Here is an 18,275-nt window from a genome sequence, read left to right on the forward strand (position 1 = left end):
TTACCCCATTGCCAGCAGTGGCGGTGGTGTGCATCCCTTAGCCCATGGACAAGACCGCAGACAGAGCAGAACTGCGCTTGCGCGAAGAGGGCTGGCGCCACGATCCTGCAGACGGCTTTATCGCGCATGTCGGGGGCCTCTGGCGCCGCGGTGCCTCGTTCGGGCTTCTGGCCACGCCGCATCTGGTCAACCGTAACGGCTATGTTCACGGCGGTATGTTGATGACCTTTGTCGATCGGGCCTTTGGCGAAACCTCGCGCGTTGCTGCCGGGGCGGCGCGCGGGGCCACCGTCAGCCTGACCCACCAGTTCATGGCGCCGATGCGCATCGGCAGCTTTGCCGAGCTGGACCCGAAGGTCGTGCGCCTGACCGGGCGGATGGCTTTCCTTGAGGGGACAGTGATTTGCGAGGGGGTGCCGGTTGTCTCGGCCCAGGGCGTCTGGCGGCTGACCCACAGCACCGACACGCCTCCGCCCACCGGCCGGGCGACCCGCGGATGAACGCGGGCGACCACACCGGAACCGTGGCAGGGATTGGCTGACGGGCTGCAAAGCACTGCCGCGGCGCGGTTTCGCTGAACTGCCTGATGCCGACCGCGAGACATTTCTTGGGCCTGGCAAGAGAGCGCGCAAACCGGTCTCACCGGCGCGAACCCAGGGGCGCTGCGCTGCATCCAGCACTCTGGCCACTCAAGGGACAGACTGCCTTCGGTTCCGATCCTGAAGACTCGGGGTGCGCGGCGATGAAACGTCCCTTCCTGCTCCCTGCCGCATACTGCGCCAGTGCGCAGCCCCCTCAGGCGCCGCGCAGCCGCGCGGCGTCCTGGGCCATGCGCGTCAGCACCGCCAGAACGGCCGCCGCATCGCCGCCCTCATAGGCCGCGTCGAGCGCGGCTGCATCGGCGCTGATGCGCTTGAACATCGCGTCGAGCTCATGCGCAGGGACCGGCATCCGTTCGGTGAAATCCACGAAATCCTCGGCCTCTTTGGCCAGCATGAAATAGGCCGCGGCCTCGGGCGCGGTGCGGGCCTTGTCATAGGCGGCCTCGGCCAGCGCGCGATAGCCGTGGATGCCGCGCCCCCGGTCAAGCAGCGTCTGGATCAGAGAGGTGAACATCATACGGTCCTTTCCTGGAAAAACAGCCGGGATGCCCCGCCATTGCGGGCCGACCAGTCAAGCGGGTTGTCAAGAAACGACCGGATCTCGGCCAGTTCCGCGGGTCCGAACGGCCCGCCTTCATCGGCGACGGCCAGAATATCCTGCCAGTTCGCCAGCGCATGAAGCGCCAGCCCCTCGCCCGCCAGAAGATCGCGCGTCTCGGGGAAGATATCGTAGTAGAAGAGGACGAGACAGTCCGACACCTTTGCCCCGGCCCGCCGCAGCGCCTTGCAGAACCGCAGCTTGGACCCGCCATCGGTCGTCAGATCCTCGATCAGCGTCACGCGCTGACCGGGCGCGATCACCCCTTCGACCTGGGCGTTGGGGCCATAGCCCTTGGGCCGCTTGCGCACGTAATGCATCGGCAGGCCGGTGTTGGCGGCAAGAAAGGCCGCAAAGGGAATGCCCGCCGTTTCGCCGCCCGCCACGGCCTCGGTCGCTGGGATGTCGCCCTGCAGGATCTCGGTCGCGCTGGCCATCAGCCGGGCCCGGATATCCGGAAAGGAGATGATGCGCCGGCAATCGATATAGACCGGGCTGACCAGGCCGGAGCTGAACATGAAGGGGCGTTCCGTCGACAGGCGGATCGCGTCGATCTGCAACAGCGCCTGCGCGGTTTCCCGCGCGATTTCGGCGCGTCGTTCCGCGGTCAGCATCGATGCGCTCATGCCCCTGCCTCTTCCAGATAGGCAGAGATGATCCGGATGCCCGCCATCAGATCCTCGATCTCCATCGCCTCGCGCGGGTTGTGCGACCCGTTCCTGTTGCGCACGAATACCATGGCCGAGGGGATGCCCGCCTGCGCAAAGACCGCCGCATCATGCCCCGCGCCCGATGCCATTGAAAAGGGTTCCTGCCCGGTGCGCGCCATCGCCTGCATCAGGTCGCGCACCATCCCCGCATCCATCAGCGCGGGCGCGGCCGGGATCTCGGGGCCGGTCTCGAACCGCACGCCACGCACCCGTTCGATATCGCGCATCTCATCCCCCAGATAATCCCGCATATGTGTCAGGATCTCGGCGTTCTGCGACCGGATGTCGAGGCTGAAACTGACACTGTCCGCGATCCGGGTGATGGCATGGCGCGCGGGATCGGTCGCGACCATGCCCGAAGTCAGGACCAGATCGCCCCCCGTCTGAAGGATATGCAGCCAGCTGTCATCGAGCCGCGTCAGCAGGTCGGCCATGGCCAGAACCGGGTCGTGGCGATAGGCACGCGGCACCGCCCCCGAATGTCCCCCCTGCCCCGTGCAGGTCACGCTGCGGAAGCGGATGTTTCCCCGGATACCCGTGACGATGGCCGCCGGGATGTCGCGTTCGACCAGAACCGGGCCTTGTTCGATATGCAGCTCGATATAGCCCGCGATCCGGTCGAGCGCGGTCTGGGGCTGCCCGGCCAGGATCCGGCCCGTGTCGATGCCAAGCGCGGCCATGTGTTCGGCCAGCGTGCGGCCATCGCCCTTGTGGCGCGAGCCGAGTTCCTGCGCGGTCATCTGCCCGGTCAGCGCCCGCGACCCCAGATAGCAGGACCCGAACCACGCGCTTTCCTCACCCCGCATCGCAAGACACCGGACCGGCATCCGCAGGCCCCGCCCGCGCGCCCGGATCAGCACCAGAAGGCCCGCGACGATCCCGGCCAACCCGTCGAAATTACCGCCCTCGGGCACGCTGTCGATATGCGACCCGATCACCAGATAGCGGCCCGCGTCACGATGTTCGGGCAGGGTGAACCAGCGGTTGCCGCCCGGATCCTCCTCCACGATCAGGCCGTGATCGCGGGCGATCTGCGACAGACAGTCCAGCGCGCGGGTCTCGATCCCGGAATAGGCCGGCCGGCTGACGCCGGCCCCGTCGGGCGAGAGCGCGCGCACCGCGTCAAAGATCTGCTGCGCAAGCAGCGCGCCGATATCCGTGCCCGGCCGGTTCATGATGCAAGCGGGGGCATGGCGACGGGCAGAGGCGAGTTGACGGCGGGCAGGCTGACCGTTCCGCAGATCTCGGCGACCGAGGCGATGCCACGCGCCGCCAGCCAGTCGTCCAGCCCATCCAGCAGGCGCAGCATCGTGGTGGGCGACTGAAAGGTGGCGGTGCCCACCTGAACCGCCGTCGCCCCGGCGATCAGGAATTCCAGCACATCGTTCAGCGTGCTGATCCCGCCGCAGCCGATCACGGGCAGGCGGGTGTTGGTCGCGGCCTGATAGGTCATGCGCAGCGCGACCGGCTTGATCGCGGGGCCCGAGATTCCGCCCATCACATTGCCCAGCCGGGGTTGCCGCGTCTCGACATCGATCGCCATGCCCAGAAGCGTGTTCGCCATCACGAGCGCATCTGCCCCGGCCGCCTCGGCGGCCTGCGCGACCTCGACCGGCTCACCCGTATTGGGCGAAAGCTTGACCCAAAGCGGCAGGTCCGTCGCGCGGCGCAGATGCGCGACCACCTGCCCGGTGCTGTCGGCCCGCACCGCAAAGGCGCGGCCATCCGCCTCGATATTCGGGCAAGAGATATTCGCCTCGATCGCCGCGACCCCCGGGACGGACACCGCCGCCGCCAGCCGCGCGAAATCGTCATGGCTGTGGGCCGAGATGGACACGACCAGCGGCACGTCATAGCGGCGCCAGAACGGCAGGGTCCGGGTCAGGAAATGGTCGAGCCCCTTCGACGGGATGCCGATCGCGTTCATCATCCCCGCGCTGAGGTCGCAGACGCGGGGCGTGGGGTTGCCCATGCGCGGCTCGGCCGTGAAGGTCTTGAGCACATGCGCCCCCAGAACCCCCAGATCGAACACATCGGCCAGATCCTCGGTAAAGGTGCCCGAGGCGGGCATGATCGGGTTGGCCAGCGTCATGGCGCCGATGCGGGTGGTCAGGCGGGTCATGCGATCAGCTCCGACAGGGGAAAGACCGGGCCTTCGCGGCAGACCCGGCGATGGACAGTGCCCGCCCCTTCGCGGAACGGGCGCACGCAGGCCTGGCACATGCCAAGGCCACAGGCCATCTGCTGTTCCACCGCGATCTCGCCCGGGATGCCGTGTTTCGCGCCCAGATCCTGCAGCATCCGCGCCAGCCGGTAGGACCCGCAGGTGTAGAACGCATCGACCGCGCTGCTTTCGATCCGCGCCTCGATCAGGGAACGCACGGCCTCGGGGTGCGAACTGCCGTCGGTATCGGTGACGACGATCACCTCGGCGCCATAGCTGCGGAAAAGATCCACGGACATCGCAAGTTCCGGCGCGCGCGCGGAACAGATCGCCGTCAGCCGGCGCCCCAACCCATGCGCCGTCCGTGCCAGCGGCGCCAGCGTCGCAAGGCCCACGCCCCGCGCGACCAGCATCAGGTCCTGCCAGTCGTCGGGCATGGAAAACCCCTGCCCCAGCGGCCCCAGCACATTCAGCCCGTCGCCAGGCCGCAGGCTGGCCAGACCGCGCGTCCCTGCCCCCGTCACCTTGTAAAGAAAGCGCAGCTGCCCGGCCGCCGCATCATAGTCATAGATGCTCATGGGGCGGCGCAGGAACGGCTGGTCGGCCTCGGTCACCGGACACAGAAGCTGAAAGAACTGGCCCGGCCGGCAATCCAGAACCTGCGCCGGGGCATCGAGCACCAGAAGGCGGTAATCGCCGTTCAGGGCGGTGTTTTCGCGCACCACGCCCGTCGCCTCGGCACAGCGCGGCACAAAAGGTTCGGGTCGGTCAAGACAGACGGTCATCGCGTTCCCTCAGCCAAAGATAAGTCGCGGAATGAACAGCGAGATCTGCGGCACATAGGTGATCAGCAGCAGCACGATCAGGTTCACCGCAAGGAACGGCCAGACCCCGGCGATGATCGTCGCCACCGGCTTGCGCAGCGTCGACGAGGCCACGAAGATATCGAGCCCGAAGGGCGGCGTGATCATCCCCAGCCCGATGTTCAGCGTCACGATCAGCCCGAAATGCACCGGGTCGATCCCCAGCGCCGCCGCAACCGGATAAAGCGGCGGCACAAGGATCAGGAGCGCCGAGTTCGGGTCGATGAACATGCCCGCGATCAGGAAGCAGACATTGACCACCAGCAGGAACCCGATCCAGCCCGCATCCATCGCGTCAAGGAAACCGATGATCGCGCCGGGCACCTGCGCCAGCGTCACGAAATAGGACACAAGGCCCCCCATCGCCAGAAGGACAAAGATGATGCAGGTGTTGATGGCACTCTGCTCGGTCACCTCGAAAAGGCCGCGCAGGGTCAGGCTGCGCAGGATGACCACCTCGACCAGGATGGCATAGACGACGCTGATGGCGGCGGCCTCGGTCGCGGTGAAGGTGCCGGAATAGATCCCGCCCAGAATGATGACCGGCATCCCGATCGCCCATTTCGCGGCCCAGATCGTGCGCAGCCGCGTCGGCCAGTCGGCGCGCTCGGCCCGGGCGATCCCGTCGCGGCGGGCGACGAAATTGACGTAAAGCGCAAAGGCCAACCCCAGCACCAGCCCCACGGCCAGCCCGCCCGCAAAGAGCCGCGCGATCGAGGTGCCGGTCATCCAGCCATAGATGATCATCGTGATCGAGGGCGGGATCAGCAGCGCGGTTTCGGCGCTGGAGACGATCAGCCCCAGCGAGAACCGGTCGGAATAGCCGCTGCGCCGCAATTCCGGGTAGGCCATGCGCGCCATCGCGGCGACCGTCGCGGGCGCCGAGCCCGAAACCGACCCGAAGGCCATCGAGCCGCCCACGACCACATGCCCCATTCCGCCCCGCGTATGACCCAGGAGCGCCTTGACCACCGAGACAAGCTGCCGCGCGATCTGCCCCGACCCCATCAGGTTTGCGGCAAAGACGAAGAACGGAATGGCCAGCAGCGTCGTGTGATCGACGCCGCCAAGGATCTTTTGCACCACCACCAGATCGGGGATGTTGGGATAGAATGCGCCCTTGTAGGCCAGCGCCGGCAGGGCCAGCACCAGGAACATCTCGAACCCGAGAACCAGCAGCAGGACGGCGAGAATGACGATCAGACCCAGGATCATTCCGCGCCCTCCGCGTCCGAAAACCGGTCTATGACGCCGAAAAGGCTCAGCCCATAGCGCAGCGCCAGCAGCAGAAAGCCCGCCACGGGCGCCAGATAGACATAGCCCATCGCGATCCCCAGTGTGGGCGAGCGCTGGCCCGTGCCCAGCACGAAGGATGCAAGCCCCCAGCCCAGCCAGGCGATGTAAAGCGCAAAGCCAAGGCCCACCACATCCGTGACCTTCAAAAGCCCCCGGCGCAGGGTCTCGGGCAGCCTGTCGCGCAGGTTGCGGATGCCGACATGGCGCCCCCGTTCCAGCGCCAGCCCGAGGCCGAGGAACACCAGAAAGAGGTTGAGCATCCGCACCGCCTCTTCGATCCAGGCGAAGGACGAGGCCACCTGCCCCCCCAGTTCCCGCGCAAGGACGCTGACAAAGTAAAGCGCGACCATGGTCAGGAAGATCACGACAAGGATCGAACGCTCGCACAGGCGAAGCAGGGTCAGGGCCGGCATTGCAGCTCCGTTAAGCGAAAAAATGGGACGGGCCGGAATGACCGGCCCGCAGCATTGCGCCGTTTACTGCGCCAGCGCCTCGTATTCGGCGGTGTAGATGTCCAGCAGCGCCTGCCCCGGCTCGCCCGCAAGGCTGACATAGGCGGCCGAGGTGGCGGCAAAGGTCGCCTCGCGGAAGGCCGCGCGTTCTTCCGGCGTGGTCTCGCGCACGTTCATCCCGGCGGCGGTCACGGCCTCCAGCGCGCGGTCGACGGCGGCCTGCTTGTTCGCGACGAGTTCCGGGATCACCTCGATGAACGCGTCCTGAATGACGGCCTGATACTCTTCCGGCAGCGTGTTCCACCAGATCGGGCTGAAGATCACCACATCCTCCATCGCGCCGTGACCGGACACGAGCAGGTTGTTCTGCACCTCGAAGTATTTCATCGTCTCGATCGTATCGAGCGGGTTTTCCTGCCCGTCCACGACGCCGGTCTGCAGCGCGGTGTAAAGCTCGCCGAACGGAATCGCGATGGCCGAGGCGTCAAGCGCGGTGAATTGCTCGATCAGGACGCGGCTGTCCATCACGCGGAACTTCTGGTTCGCGAAATCGCCCAGTTCGTCGATCGGCCGGTTCGAGGTGATGTGCTTGCGCCCGTTCGGCCAGAGCGCGATCGCGTGCATACCCTTGTCGGCAAAGCTGTCCAGCAGCGCCTGACCGAACGGCCCTTCGCGCAGCGCCTGTGCCGCGGCCTCATCCTCGGGCAGCAGATAGGGGATGTCGAGGATCGACACCACCGGGTTGAACCCGCCCAGAAACGCCGCCGGCGCCACCGTGCCTTCCAGCGAACCGAACTGCACGCCCTCGTTCATCTGGCGCTGGTCGCCCAGCTGCGCCTGCGGGAAAAGCTGAAACTCGACCGCGCCGCCGGTCCGCTCGCTCACCAGCGCCGCGACCTTTTCCAGATGGATGTGGCGGTTCTGCGCCGCGGATTCCAGATGGCCGATCTTGGCCACGAATTCCTGCGCAAAGGCCGGACCGCTGATCAGGGCCGCGACCGCGGCAACCAAAAGACCTGTGTTCTTCATTATGTACCCCCGTGGAACTGTTTCTCGGTCATTTCGCGATGCGGGCCACCTGTCAAGAAAATCATCTAATTTTTGAGACGGACGCGCGCTCCGGATGACTTTTGCACAAATATTGATCACTCAGCGGGCCCCGGCGGCCTCCTGCGCCCTTTGCACGAGCGACTCCAGATGATCGGCCGCGGCAGGACCGCGCAGCGACCCCTGCCACAGGGCGCGGGCGATGCCGTCATGCAGTTCGATCGCCTCGGGCGCCGAGGTCACGAACCCCACGCCGAGGCTGATATTCGGGTCATGGCCCAGCCGGAACGGGCTGACGGTCAGCGTCGCGGTGCCGCCCGCCCGCGTGATCTGAAAGCTGGTCGAGGGGAAGGGCTCGGGCGAGACGCCCAGCTGGACGCCGATATCCGGATTGCGCAAGAGCCCGATGATGTGGCGCACCTCGCCCACCACCGCGCGGCGCCGCCCCGCCAGAACATCGGGCGCAAGATCCGCCCGGCCTTCGACCCCATGACGCAGAAACCGTTCGATATCCGTGGCCGAGATGATCGAGGCGAGCATCGGTTTCCGCCTTGAAAAGCTGAGTTTCCGCGCGGCCAGGATATCGAGGATGCGCCCCGCTTCCGCCTGCCGCTCGGGGCTGAGCGATTCCGGCAGAACCGCGCGCAGGATCTCGTCATATTCGCGCGTGGTCACGAGATACGAGATGGGGCTGAAGAGCCCGATGATCTGCTCTGCCTCTTCCTCCAGCTGGCGCATCCGCTCGAAAAAGGCCGCCGCGTTGGGAATGTATTCGATCCCGACCCCCAGAAGGCTCGGCAAGGACACGTTCAACTCGCGCGAGATCGAGGCGAGCGTCTCGATCTTGGTGATCTCGCCCTTCTCGGCCCGGTAAAGCGCCGCGCGGGAAATGCCGATCCGCATGGCCAGTTCCTCGGGGCCCAGCCCCCGCCCGATCCGATGCGCCCGGAGCCGGGCGCCGATGTCCCGGAAACTCTCCTTGTCGATATCAGCCACAGTGCCCCTCCGGCGCGCTTTCCGGCAAGTCTCATTTTTGACACTCGTCCTGACACGGAACCTGACGCGTTTTCCGGTGCGGATCAAGTGCCGTGGCAACGAGGGCTTTTCAGCCCGGCTTCAGGCGTCCATCCCCTGCCCCCGTTCCCGCCCAGTCGCTCCGGTCCGCTCCGCTGATCCCGCCCCTACAAGGGCGGTTTCGACCTCTTTGCCATCGACAGGAAGCCGATCAGCACGGCCACGACGAGGGCGGGGTTGCACCAGCTTGCCGAAGCAAGCCACGTCGTGGCCTCCGTCGGCCCACCGCGATGGCGGTATAACCATGTCCGGCCCGGCGATGCTGACGAACCCGGCGGCCCAGAGCGGAGGCGCCGGGAATGGTTGCCGCGGTGCGATGGCGGCTTGCTTGATTTGGCGCGGCGCACAGCGATTTCGTCAGGCAAAAGGTCTTCAGACGAGTGCGCGCGTTGCCAGCTTATAGACCTGGCTGACGCCAGGCACCTCGAGGTCCCAGCTCGTGGTCTCCAGGCGGACCAGTTCCGGATGCTTCTTGCTGATGTCGCGTAACGCGTTTCCGACCGACTTTCGCAGATACTCGCTTCCATCGGCGCGAAAGGCCGACAAGAGCTTGATCGCGAGGTCGGGATGTTCGCGGAAGTAGGGTCGTCCCGTCCAGATCCGCAGACCTTCAGTCACGGCACGGCGTATGTTGGCGGAGGGTGCAGACAGCCAGTCGCGGATCACCGGAAGTGCGGCTTCATAACCGGTATCGCTGCAAAACTGATCGAAGGCTTTGGCAAGGATTTCTTGCACGCGCCAGTCCTTATCCTGACTGACTTGCTCCTTCAGAATGCCGAGGGCGTCTGCGTCTGATGCTGCCAGTTGCCCCAGAACGAAAGTTCCCACGCATCGGGCCTGATGAAAATCCGAGCGCAACAGTTCAAGCGCGATCTTCTTGGCACGCTCGGGAGGTCCGGACGAGACAAGTCCTTCAGCAAGCAGCTTCAGGTCCTTGAAGCCATGTTCGGTGGCACGTGCGCTTTCGACGATTTTTTCGGTCGTACTCATGAGGCTCTCCGGTGGAAGGCTCCGCATCAAGCGGGGCCTGTACATCAAAGAACTAGCACACGAAATGGCCGTTGCTCGGGCTTACTTCGCCTCAACGAAGGGACTGGAAACGTTGGCCTTCCGCGGCATGCGCGATCAGCTCGGCATTCAGGTCTGGGGATACCGGAAGAAGCGGCTCCCCCTGCCACTGGGCTTTCATCCCGCCACGACCGGAACCCGGTTGGTGTTTACGCCGATTGGTGCAGGGTGAGCAATCGCCCGGCGCGTGGAACTTCTATCGCGTGCAGCGGGTCGGGCGATTGGAACAGTCAGGTGCTTGGCGAAGCCTGCTGGGGTCTCCTCACATGATCACCGCCATGAACAAGGACGCCTTCATGGAGGCGGCCTGGCCGGTGATTGGTCGCCGCGTCGGCAAGGCGGCGCTTTGGTACGAGCCATCGAAGGCTTCCGTGGGTTTGCCCATGTCGCCAGACTCCGATGCCATCAGGATGTTCCGCCTCGTGCTGGCGCAGGGACGCGGCCTTGTTCGGCAGCGCCGCGCCATCGAGGCCCGTGCGGCAGAACTGCTGGCCGAGCATCCAGATTATCGGCCGCTGCGCGCGATACCCGGAATCGGGCCTGTCAATGCGCTGGCCGTTCTGGCCAAAGCCGCTGATCTGCGCCGCTTTCGCCATCACTGCCAATTCCTGAAGTTCTGCGGCATGGACCTCGCGACGGTCCAATCCGTGTTCCGTGGCCGAAGCGAGATATCAAATATGGCAATGCCCGCCTGCCCCGCACGCTCTGGCTGGCCACTCAGGCCGCCGTGCCCAAGCCCGCCAACAGCTTCCGCGACAAATTCGAGCGATGCATCGCGCAGGACCACCACGATCCCGATCCGCGCCGCAAGGCCTATACTGCCATCGCCGCGAAGATGGCCCGCACCATTGACGCCGTGATCTAATCCGGCGAACCCTTTCGCCCCTTCTTCGAAGGGGTGAGCCCAGTCGGAAGGACCCCTCTCTGTAGAGCCGTGGAGGCAGCTTCCTGACCGCGTAAATGATGTTCGGACCTTCCGCCTGGGATTTGGGATCTCGTCTTGAGGACGGTGAAGGCGCGGCATCCAAGCCGACCCTGTATTTGCGATGGAAGAGACCACTTCTTGACGGCGGAGTCCGCCTGGGCATCCGTTCATCAGGCATCCGGTCGCTCGGATGCTCCGCGATCTGATGCCCGAAACGGAAAAACATTCCGCACACAGGACGTTCTCGGACAGTACCCTGACAAGATAATCATGATCTTTCAGTTGCGACGGGGCTGCCAGGCATTGCCGCGGCCCATATGGCTCCGACGGTGCAGGCGCAGGTTCGGGGAAAGCACTACAAGGTGACGACGACATAATCGTCGCGTACGGCCACGTCATAGACCTCGATCGTGTAGGGGCCCTCCTGCAATCCCGCGCCGGGCATGACCTTGACACCGAAGGTGCGCACCTTCATCCGGGCCGGATCGCAATAGGACTGGCCGGTGCGCAGATCGAACTCCCATCCGTGCCAGGGGCACCGCACCAGCTCGCCCTCCCGCTCCATCCGGTAGGATCCGGGCCCGTCCGACTGGACAAGGCCGGTGACGCGGCCGGCGCAAAGGCTTGCGCCCTCGTGCGGGCAGCGGTCCGCAATGGCCGATAACGCACCGTTCACGTTGAAAATGGCGATGTCGCGCTTGCCGATGGTAAAGCGCCGCGATTGTCCCGCGGGGATCTCGTCCAGTCTGCAGACCACATGTTCAGGCATTTCATGCTCCTTTCGCGTCAGGTGAGGCCAAAGACCGCGACGGCATTGTCCCGCAGCAGCATCGCCTTTTCCGCCGGCGTCAGCGGTGTGCGGAAGGCGTAATCGGGGTGATCGAAATCCCAATGCGGATAGTCGGTGGAAAACAGCAGCCGGTCCATTCCGACCCAACGCAGCACGTCGGCAAGCTGACTGCTTTGTGGTGGTTCCTCGACGGGCTGGGTCGTCAGCCACACATGGTCGCGCACATATTCGGCGGGCGAGCGGCGCAGATGCGGAACCTCGGCCCGCATCCGGTCCCATTCGCGCTCCATCCGCCAGACCAGGGGCGGCAACCAGGCAAACCCGCCCTCGACCAGAATCAGCTTCAGCCCGGGAAAGGCGTCGAAGACACCCTCGAAGATCATGCTGATCAGCGATGTCTGCGCGGCGTGGGAAAAGGCGAAATGCTCTTCGATATAGAACGAGGTCCAGCCCGACCCGGTGTTGGCGCGCGGGCCATAGGCCGCCGAATGCATGCTGATCGGAAGCCCGTGATGCGCCGCCGCCTCATAGATCGGCCAGTACCGCCTGCGCCCCGCCGGCTCCAGCGTACGCGGCGTGATCGAGACCTGCACAAAGCGCTTGTCCGCGGCGCGGGCCTCGATCTCGCGCAGCGCGGCCGCGGCATCTTCCTGCATCACCGCCAGCGAGCCCCGCAGACGGCTGTCCTTCGACATCCATTTGTCGATCTGCCAGTCGTTGGTGCCGGCGCACAGCGCCGCGCCCAGTTCGGCGTTCAGCGCGCCATGGCCGGCGCTCAGCGGCTGAAGGATGCCGAATTCGATGTTCAGCGGGTCCAGCAACTGCTGCTGCAGGAAGGCGAGATCGGATGCCGGCGGCCCGCCGCTGGGCGGATAGCTGTCCTGGCGCATCCCATGTGCAAGCCGCGGATAGGGCAAGGCCCCCATCAGCGGGCTGGAGGAATGCACTCCGAAATCCCGCACATGCCGGCGCCAACGGTCCGGCAGATAGGACAACATCTCCTCGGGCGAGGCATAGGCCGGGTGGATATCGCAATCCACGACCTTCTGCCGCGCGCGTGTTTCGGCGACGGGCGCCGCCTCCAGAACCGGATCAGACATCGGCCACCTCCAGACGGGCATAGGTTGACAGGGCATTGTCGCGCGCGACGGCGCGGTGCAGTTCGGCCGGCAGCCAATGTGGCAGGCCCGCCCCCCCGGCATGGGCATGCGGAAAGTCCGAGGCGTACAGCAGCATGTCATGTTCAAGCTGCGCCACCACCCGGGCCGCATCCGGCCCCCCGGGGCCATCGAAGGGCTGCGTCGTCATGCGGACATGGGTCGCGATCAGCTCGGCAGGCGGCACCTTCACCCAGGGCACCTCGATCCGGGCGCCCTTCCAGTCCTTGCTCATCCGCCACATCAGCGACGGCAGCCAGCTTACCCCGCTTTCATGCAGCACGACGCGCAGGTCGGGAAACTCGCCAAAGACCCCCTCCGCCACAAGGCTTGCCACCTGGCTCGAGAAGGCCTGCGTCTGCGCAGCCGCTTCCTCGACCCGGTAGGAAAAGAACCCGCATTGCGTGGGCGCATGGCGATAGGTGCTGCCGGCATGAATGCCAAGTGCGAAGCCATGTTCCGCCATGGCGCGGTAGATCGGCCAGTATTCGCGGCGGCCCAGGGGCTTTTCCCCCATCAGCACCGTCAGAACCTGCACGAAACGCCCGTCGCCCGCGCAACGCTCGATCTCGCGCACCGCCGCCTCCGGGTGCTGGAACGGCACCAGAAGCGACCCACGCAGGCGCGGATCGGCGTCCAGCCATTCCGCGGCCAGCCAGCGGTTCGTGGCCTCGCACATCGCAGCGGCCAGATAGGGATCATAGGCGGCATGGGCCCCCGACATCACGTTCAGGATCGCGGTGGATATCCCGTTCGGGTCCAGATGCGCCCGCGCCAGCCCCGCCGCATCGGTGGTCACGCCCGCATCCTGCGGCCGGTATGGCAGGGTGCTGACCGGATAGGCCATCAGCTCCTGCCGGTCGATGTTGCGATAGGCGAACATCTCGGCCCAGTAGCGGTCGCTATGCGGTGACAGATCGGCCATGCGCGGAAGGCGCGGGTGCACATCGCAATCGATCAGCGACAGCCGGGCACCGTCCGCGGCATCGGATCGTTCCATCGTATCCGTTGTCATGGTTTTCTCCTTGTCAGCGGCATTCAGAAGGCGAAGGCAGGCGGCACGAAGGGCACGTGCAGCAGCCGGTGATAGACGACGTAAAGCAGGACCCCGATCGCCGCGGCATAGGCCGCTGTGGCAATCAGCCCGAACCGGCCCCAGACGATCAGGTAGAAGGCGACAAAGACCAGCATCGCCCCGGCCAGGCCCAGCAAGGGCACTGCCGCAACCGTGGCGGCAAAGGCCAGGAACGGCGCGATCTCGGGCCCCTGTCGGCGCCAGAAGGCCGCGGCCCCCTCCCCATCCCGTCCCAGACGGCGTAGCGCCTGCCCGTCTTCAAGCAGGATGAGCGGCACCATCACCAGCCCGGCCATGCAGATGGCCACAGGGAACAGCCGGCTCAGGTAAGTCCAGCCCGTCGCAGCCTGCCAGCCATAAAGAAACACCGCCCCGAACCCCAGCGTCATCACCACCGAAAGCCCGATCCCGCCGCGCGAGAGGGTCGCGATCTGCATGTTCACGTCCCGCTTGCGCCGGTAGATCGTCCAGGCCTGCGACACGAAAACCACCAGCAGCAGCAGCGACAGGATGATGATGCTGGGCCGCGATATCACCTGCGCAAGGCTGTAGGCCTGCGCCGTCACCGCCAGCGAGTTCTCCATCACCGGCCCCAGCACGAACCCGAGGATCAGGGGCGGGCGCGGCCAGCCGCCCGCCCGCATCAGATACCCCAGCAGCCCGATGCCCAGCAATGCGATCAGCGTCAGGAAATCCGGCTGCCCGATCCAGGACCCCATGATCAGGAAAACGAAGACCGCCGGCACCACCAGATGCCCGTTGATGAAGGCCGCGCGCGCAACCTGCCTGCTCCAGGCCATCAGCAGTGCCGCGCCCAGCAGGTTGGCAAGGATGATCGACCAGACCATGCTGTAGGTCAGTGACAGGTTCTCCTGCAACATCCTCGGCCCGGGAACGAGGCCGTGGATCGTCATCGCCCCCAGCAGGACCGCCATGGCCCCGCTGCCGGGGATCCCGAAGGACAACGTCGGGATGAGCGACCCGCCCAAAGTGGCATTGTTGGCCGATTCCGGCGCGATCACGCCGCGGATGTCGCCCTTGCCGAACTGTGACCTGTCCTTGGCCCCCTGCACGGCGTGGCCATAGGCCAGCCAGTCCACCACCGAAGCCCCGAGCCCGGGCAAGATCCCGACGTAGGATCCCATGATCGCACAGCGGATCGCCAACCAGCGGTGGCGCACCGCCGCGCGCACCCCCGCCATCAGGCTGTCATCGGGGGCATTCACATAGGTCTTGCGGGTGATGGAAGAGCCGCTGGCCGAAAGCTGCATCATCTCGGGGATGCCGAACAGGCCGATCACCACCGGAATCAACGGCAATCCGTCCAGCAGGAACGGCAGGTTGAACCAGTATCGCGGCTCGGAGCTTGCGACCGGATAGCCGATCTGCGACAGAAGCAGGCCGATGGCGGCAGCACAGATGCCCTTGGTGACCGTGTTGCCGCTGACACCGCCGACCATCACCAGTCCGATCAGCGACAGCACGAAGAACTCTGGCGCGCCAAAGGTCAGGACCAGCCAGGTCATGATCGGCAGGCTGATCGTTAGCGCAACGCCGCCCACCACCCCACCAAAGGCGGAAACGGTGAAGGCTGCGCCGAAGGCGGTCAGGGCCTTGCCGTTCTTTGCCATCTGGTGCCCGTCAATGACCGTGGCCTGCGCGGCGATGGTGCCGGGAATACCCAGCATTACCGACGATATCGTGTCGCTTGTCGTCGAAACCGCCAGCGCGCCCAGCAGGACGGCAAAGGCCGCCGCAGGCTCCATGCCGAAGGTGAACGGCAGGATCAGGATCATCGCCGTCACCCCGCCCAGACCGGGCACCGCACCGAACCAAAGCCCCAGCATCACCCCAGCAAACAGATAGAGGATGGAGGGCCACTGCACCACAAGGGCAAGACCTTCGATCAGATTTTCCATGAATCCCCCGGGATTTCCCGGCCGTCCTGCGGTCAGATCCGGGTGCCGCGCCTCGGCACCCGGCGCGGCATCACCGTTCCATCTTCGCGATGTAGCTGCTCATCAGGTCGCGCATTTCGGGCGGGGTATTGGCGATTTCCTCGACGATCGCCTCTACCTGCTCGAAATGCGAAATGGTGGGGACGCGGCCGAAGATGCGCTCGGCCTCCGCCAGAAACTCGGGGTCCTGCGTCGCTTCGGCGAAAGAGGTCCTGAGCATCTGCAGATGGTCCTCGGGCGTTCCCGGGGGTGCGACGATCAGCCAGTTGATCGGATCGGTCACGCGCCCGTGGTACTTGATCATTTCCCATTCCGGGCCGCTCGGCTCGGACCCGGTTACCCTGCGGAAATAGGCATCAAAGGTCTCTTCGCCCGGCAGGAACGGGTCTTCCAGCAAAGCGTCGCCCGCTTCGTTGGGGCCGGTGAAGTAGAACAGGCTGAATGACTTCCCCGCAGCAATTGGCCCGTCGCGCAACTGCTGGTTATAGAAGACCGAGGTCGCCGGATAGGCGTCTATTTCCCCGCGCTGCAAAGCGGCCTCAAGCGGGTTATCCCCCGAAAAGCCGGAGATGAAGGTATAATCGACGCCCAGCATGTCCAGCGCCGCCGCCGTGCGCATGGACGGGGCGCTTTTCGGATTGTAGCCTCCAAACCGGAGATGATCGAGGTTCACGACGTCATCGGCATCCCTGGGGCCGTTTTCGGCATCAACCGAAACATGCACAAGGAAGGTCGCTCCGCCCACGCCGCCGATCAGCCCGAAGTTCGCAAAGGGGATCTGCAGCGGCTCGGGATCGAGGATGCGGGTGGATCCGTTCCAGGCCAGCCAGCCAATGGTGCGTCCGTCGGGCCGCGCGTTCATCACCTGAAGAATGCCGCGCGAAAGGGCACCTCCCTCGACCGACTGCACCACGATGGTCGGCGCCCCTGCCATGGTCTTGGCCCAGGCATTTGCGGCAATCTGTGCGCCCAGTCCGGTTGCGCCGCCAGGGGCGGCATTATGCACGATGGTGACTGTCTGCCCGGTCAGGTCGATGGGCTGGGCGGCTGCCCCGGTTGCGACCCAGATGGCAATGGCGCAGCCTCCCGCCAGCCCGCGTAACACGTTGATGCGACTCATACATACTCCTCCCCAGAAGCGATATTGTGTACACTGATGAAGCCGCGCCGCGGCGCGAACGGTCTCCTCCCCAGAAGGCTCGCGCAGTGTAACTCAAATGAGCCTAGATGATTCGCGAAAAATTGGTAGGGTTTTCTCCCAGGTTGAGCCAAGTTTCGCGCTGCCCGCAGAAGGAAAGGGATAATAATGCATACATTATCGGAGGTTCCACTTCCGCAGCCGGGTGGATGCCAATGCGGAAACATCCGCTATCAGCTGCGAGGAATCCCGCTCGCCTTCTTCATCTGTCATTGCCGGGAATGTCAGAAACAGTCGGGCAGTGCCTTCGGCCAGTCGCTGCGCGTGCATTGTCATGATCTGCAGATAAGCGGCCGGACGGCGGAATGGTCGCGCGACACGGCATCGGGGGCGGTAACCGAGGCCCGGTTCTGCCCCAGTTGCGGAACGCGCATCCTGCACATGCGGCGCGGCGCAACCCTGTGCCACCTGCGCGCCGGAACGCTGGATGACACCTCGTGGCTGGTTCCGGCCGCACATATCTGGGCCCGCGCGCGTCAGCCGTGGCTGCACCCCGACCCGGGGGCGATGGTCTTCGACGAACAGCCCGACAGCATGGATGCGATCTGCGCGCTGTGGCAGGCCCGGATGATGCCCACCTTCACCTGGGCGGAGGCAGAAGGCCCGGGGCCGGCTGCCCCAGCCGGTCAGCCCCGCTCTCGCGGCGACGGCTGATCGCCCCCTTCCGGATCAGCGGCCACGCCGCGGACCGACGCCATGCAACGGCCTCTCTCAAGGCCCAGGTGAAAGATCGATCGGAGCCATGCGCGGGGATGGCACTGATGGTGCGGCTCAACTTGTACCGCCTGGTGCAGGTGAAAACCCGCCAAGCCAGCAACTATCGCAGGGTTTTCGCGGGGGCGCGGGTTCGTCAGCCGGCCCGCTGCGGCACGGATTCCATGATTCGCCCCGTGTCGCAGAAGTGCCCGAATGGCACGGGCCGTTTGCGGCGAGGGCGACAGCGGCGACGTTGGGATACGATGCCGACGGGTTTCGCGAAGCTTTGAACACAAGTTAAGCCACTGGCATCCCAGCTGTAATTCCCGGTGGGGCCGTCCGCTCCGCCAGGCCCGTTACAAACGGCGCAATCGCATCGAGATCATGTTCGGCAGATCGAAGAGCAGGCGCCGCAGCGCTGCCCGCGACGACAGGTGCCCAAAGGTCTTCCTGTCCGCCATCGCCCACGTCCAGCCATCATCTTCCGGCTCTGATCTTCACCACGGCTGGAGCCTGACTGTCATCCGGAAGTTCGGCTGCCCCAGGTTCTCGGCAACACCCGCAGTGCATGACGGGCGATGAGGGCCGGGGAAATCGCGCGA

Annotated in this window: 17 protein-coding genes and 3 pseudogenes; 4 read left to right on the forward strand and 16 right to left on the reverse strand. The window is 65.4% G+C overall.

Features of this window, described 5'->3' with window-relative positions; translation table 11 throughout:
• The first annotated feature begins 44 nt into the window (after positions 1-44).
• On the forward strand, positions 45-500 hold the full coding sequence (locus ACFQXB_RS14770; RefSeq protein WP_377405398.1) for a PaaI family thioesterase: 456 nt from the start codon (positions 45-47) through the stop codon (positions 498-500).
• 295 nt (positions 501-795) lie between these two features.
• On the opposite strand, the gene ACFQXB_RS14775 is transcribed toward ACFQXB_RS14770, so the two are convergent.
• From ACFQXB_RS14775 to ACFQXB_RS14825, 11 genes and pseudogenes are all read right to left on the reverse strand, one after another.
• On the reverse strand, positions 796-1,119 hold the full coding sequence (locus ACFQXB_RS14775) for a hypothetical protein (RefSeq protein ID WP_377405400.1): 324 nt from the start codon (positions 1,117-1,119) through the stop codon (positions 796-798).
• Positions 1,116-1,826 carry an orotate phosphoribosyltransferase gene (locus ACFQXB_RS14780; RefSeq protein ID WP_377405402.1) on the reverse strand — a complete coding sequence of 237 codons (711 nt, stop codon included), beginning with the start codon at positions 1,824-1,826 and terminating at the stop codon, positions 1,116-1,118. Before ACFQXB_RS14780 ends, ACFQXB_RS14775 begins: the two co-directional genes overlap by 4 nt.
• Positions 1,823-3,085, reverse strand: coding sequence for a Zn-dependent hydrolase (locus ACFQXB_RS14785; protein WP_377405404.1), 1,263 nt, complete (start codon positions 3,083-3,085; stop codon positions 1,823-1,825). Before ACFQXB_RS14785 ends, ACFQXB_RS14780 begins: the two co-directional genes overlap by 4 nt.
• Positions 3,082-4,032, reverse strand: coding sequence for a dihydroorotate dehydrogenase (locus ACFQXB_RS14790; RefSeq protein ID WP_377405406.1), 951 nt, complete (start codon positions 4,030-4,032; stop codon positions 3,082-3,084). Before ACFQXB_RS14790 ends, ACFQXB_RS14785 begins: the two co-directional genes overlap by 4 nt.
• Complete coding sequence (locus ACFQXB_RS14795) at positions 4,029-4,859, reverse strand: dihydroorotate dehydrogenase electron transfer subunit (protein WP_377405408.1); 831 nt, start codon at positions 4,857-4,859, stop codon at positions 4,029-4,031. The genes ACFQXB_RS14790 and ACFQXB_RS14795 overlap by 4 nt, the downstream gene beginning before the upstream one ends.
• A 9-nt stretch (positions 4,860-4,868) precedes the next feature.
• The gene (locus ACFQXB_RS14800) at positions 4,869-6,152 is read right to left on the reverse strand and encodes a TRAP transporter large permease (RefSeq protein WP_377405410.1); all 1,284 of its coding nucleotides are present in this window, start codon (positions 6,150-6,152) and stop codon (positions 4,869-4,871) included.
• Positions 6,149-6,646: a TRAP transporter small permease gene (locus ACFQXB_RS14805; protein WP_377405412.1), complete on the reverse strand. Its 498-nt coding sequence runs from the start codon at positions 6,644-6,646 to the stop codon at positions 6,149-6,151. Before ACFQXB_RS14805 ends, ACFQXB_RS14800 begins: the two co-directional genes overlap by 4 nt.
• 63 nt (positions 6,647-6,709) lie before the next feature.
• Positions 6,710-7,714, reverse strand: coding sequence for a TRAP transporter substrate-binding protein (locus tag ACFQXB_RS14810; RefSeq protein ID WP_377405414.1), 1,005 nt, complete (start codon positions 7,712-7,714; stop codon positions 6,710-6,712).
• Between the two features lie 120 nt (positions 7,715-7,834).
• On the reverse strand, positions 7,835-8,728 hold the full coding sequence (locus tag ACFQXB_RS14815; protein ID WP_377405416.1) for a helix-turn-helix domain-containing protein: 894 nt from the start codon (positions 8,726-8,728) through the stop codon (positions 7,835-7,837).
• 450 nt (positions 8,729-9,178) lie between these two features.
• Positions 9,179-9,796 (reverse strand): DNA alkylation repair protein, encoded by a 618-nt coding sequence (locus tag ACFQXB_RS14820; protein ID WP_377405418.1) that lies wholly within the window; start codon positions 9,794-9,796, stop codon positions 9,179-9,181.
• Between the two features lie 195 nt (positions 9,797-9,991).
• Positions 9,992-10,135: pseudogene (locus ACFQXB_RS14825) on the reverse strand (IS3 family transposase); the annotation flags it as partial.
• On the opposite strand from ACFQXB_RS14825, the pseudogene ACFQXB_RS14830 reads away from it, so the two are divergent.
• Positions 10,129-10,826, forward strand: a pseudogene (locus ACFQXB_RS14830) (transposase); the annotation flags it as partial. The pseudogenes ACFQXB_RS14825 and ACFQXB_RS14830 overlap by 7 nt on opposite strands.
• A 328-nt stretch (positions 10,827-11,154) precedes the next feature.
• Here the strand turns inward: ACFQXB_RS14830 and ACFQXB_RS14835 are convergent.
• From ACFQXB_RS14835 to ACFQXB_RS14855, 5 genes are all read right to left on the reverse strand, one after another.
• On the reverse strand, positions 11,155-11,568 hold the full coding sequence (locus tag ACFQXB_RS14835; protein ID WP_377405421.1) for a Rieske (2Fe-2S) protein: 414 nt from the start codon (positions 11,566-11,568) through the stop codon (positions 11,155-11,157).
• Between the two features lie 17 nt (positions 11,569-11,585).
• Positions 11,586-12,689: an amidohydrolase family protein gene (locus ACFQXB_RS14840; RefSeq protein ID WP_377405423.1), complete on the reverse strand. Its 1,104-nt coding sequence runs from the start codon at positions 12,687-12,689 to the stop codon at positions 11,586-11,588.
• Positions 12,682-13,761, reverse strand: coding sequence for an amidohydrolase family protein (locus ACFQXB_RS14845; protein ID WP_377405425.1), 1,080 nt, complete (start codon positions 13,759-13,761; stop codon positions 12,682-12,684). The genes ACFQXB_RS14840 and ACFQXB_RS14845 overlap by 8 nt, the downstream gene beginning before the upstream one ends.
• 23 nt (positions 13,762-13,784) lie before the next feature.
• Positions 13,785-15,740 carry a tripartite tricarboxylate transporter permease gene (locus tag ACFQXB_RS14850; RefSeq protein ID WP_377405427.1) on the reverse strand — a complete coding sequence of 652 codons (1,956 nt, stop codon included), beginning with the start codon at positions 15,738-15,740 and terminating at the stop codon, positions 13,785-13,787.
• Between the two features lie 70 nt (positions 15,741-15,810).
• The gene (locus ACFQXB_RS14855; protein WP_377405429.1) at positions 15,811-16,899 is read right to left on the reverse strand and encodes a hypothetical protein; all 1,089 of its coding nucleotides are present in this window, start codon (positions 16,897-16,899) and stop codon (positions 15,811-15,813) included.
• Positions 16,900-17,085: 186 nt separating this feature from the next.
• Here ACFQXB_RS14855 and ACFQXB_RS14860 point away from each other — a divergent pair, with 186 nt between their 5' ends.
• Both ACFQXB_RS14860 and ACFQXB_RS14865 read left to right on the forward strand, forming a co-directional pair.
• Positions 17,086-17,631, forward strand: coding sequence for a GFA family protein (locus tag ACFQXB_RS14860; protein WP_377405431.1), 546 nt, complete (start codon positions 17,086-17,088; stop codon positions 17,629-17,631).
• A 298-nt stretch (positions 17,632-17,929) separates the two neighbouring features.
• Positions 17,930-18,138, forward strand: a pseudogene (locus ACFQXB_RS14865) (IS5/IS1182 family transposase); the annotation flags it as partial.
• Between the last annotated feature and the right edge of the window lie 137 nt (positions 18,139-18,275).

Source organism: Halodurantibacterium daqingense (genome assembly GCF_042666235.1).
GTDB lineage: Bacteria > Pseudomonadota > Alphaproteobacteria > Rhodobacterales > Rhodobacteraceae > Halodurantibacterium > Halodurantibacterium daqingensis.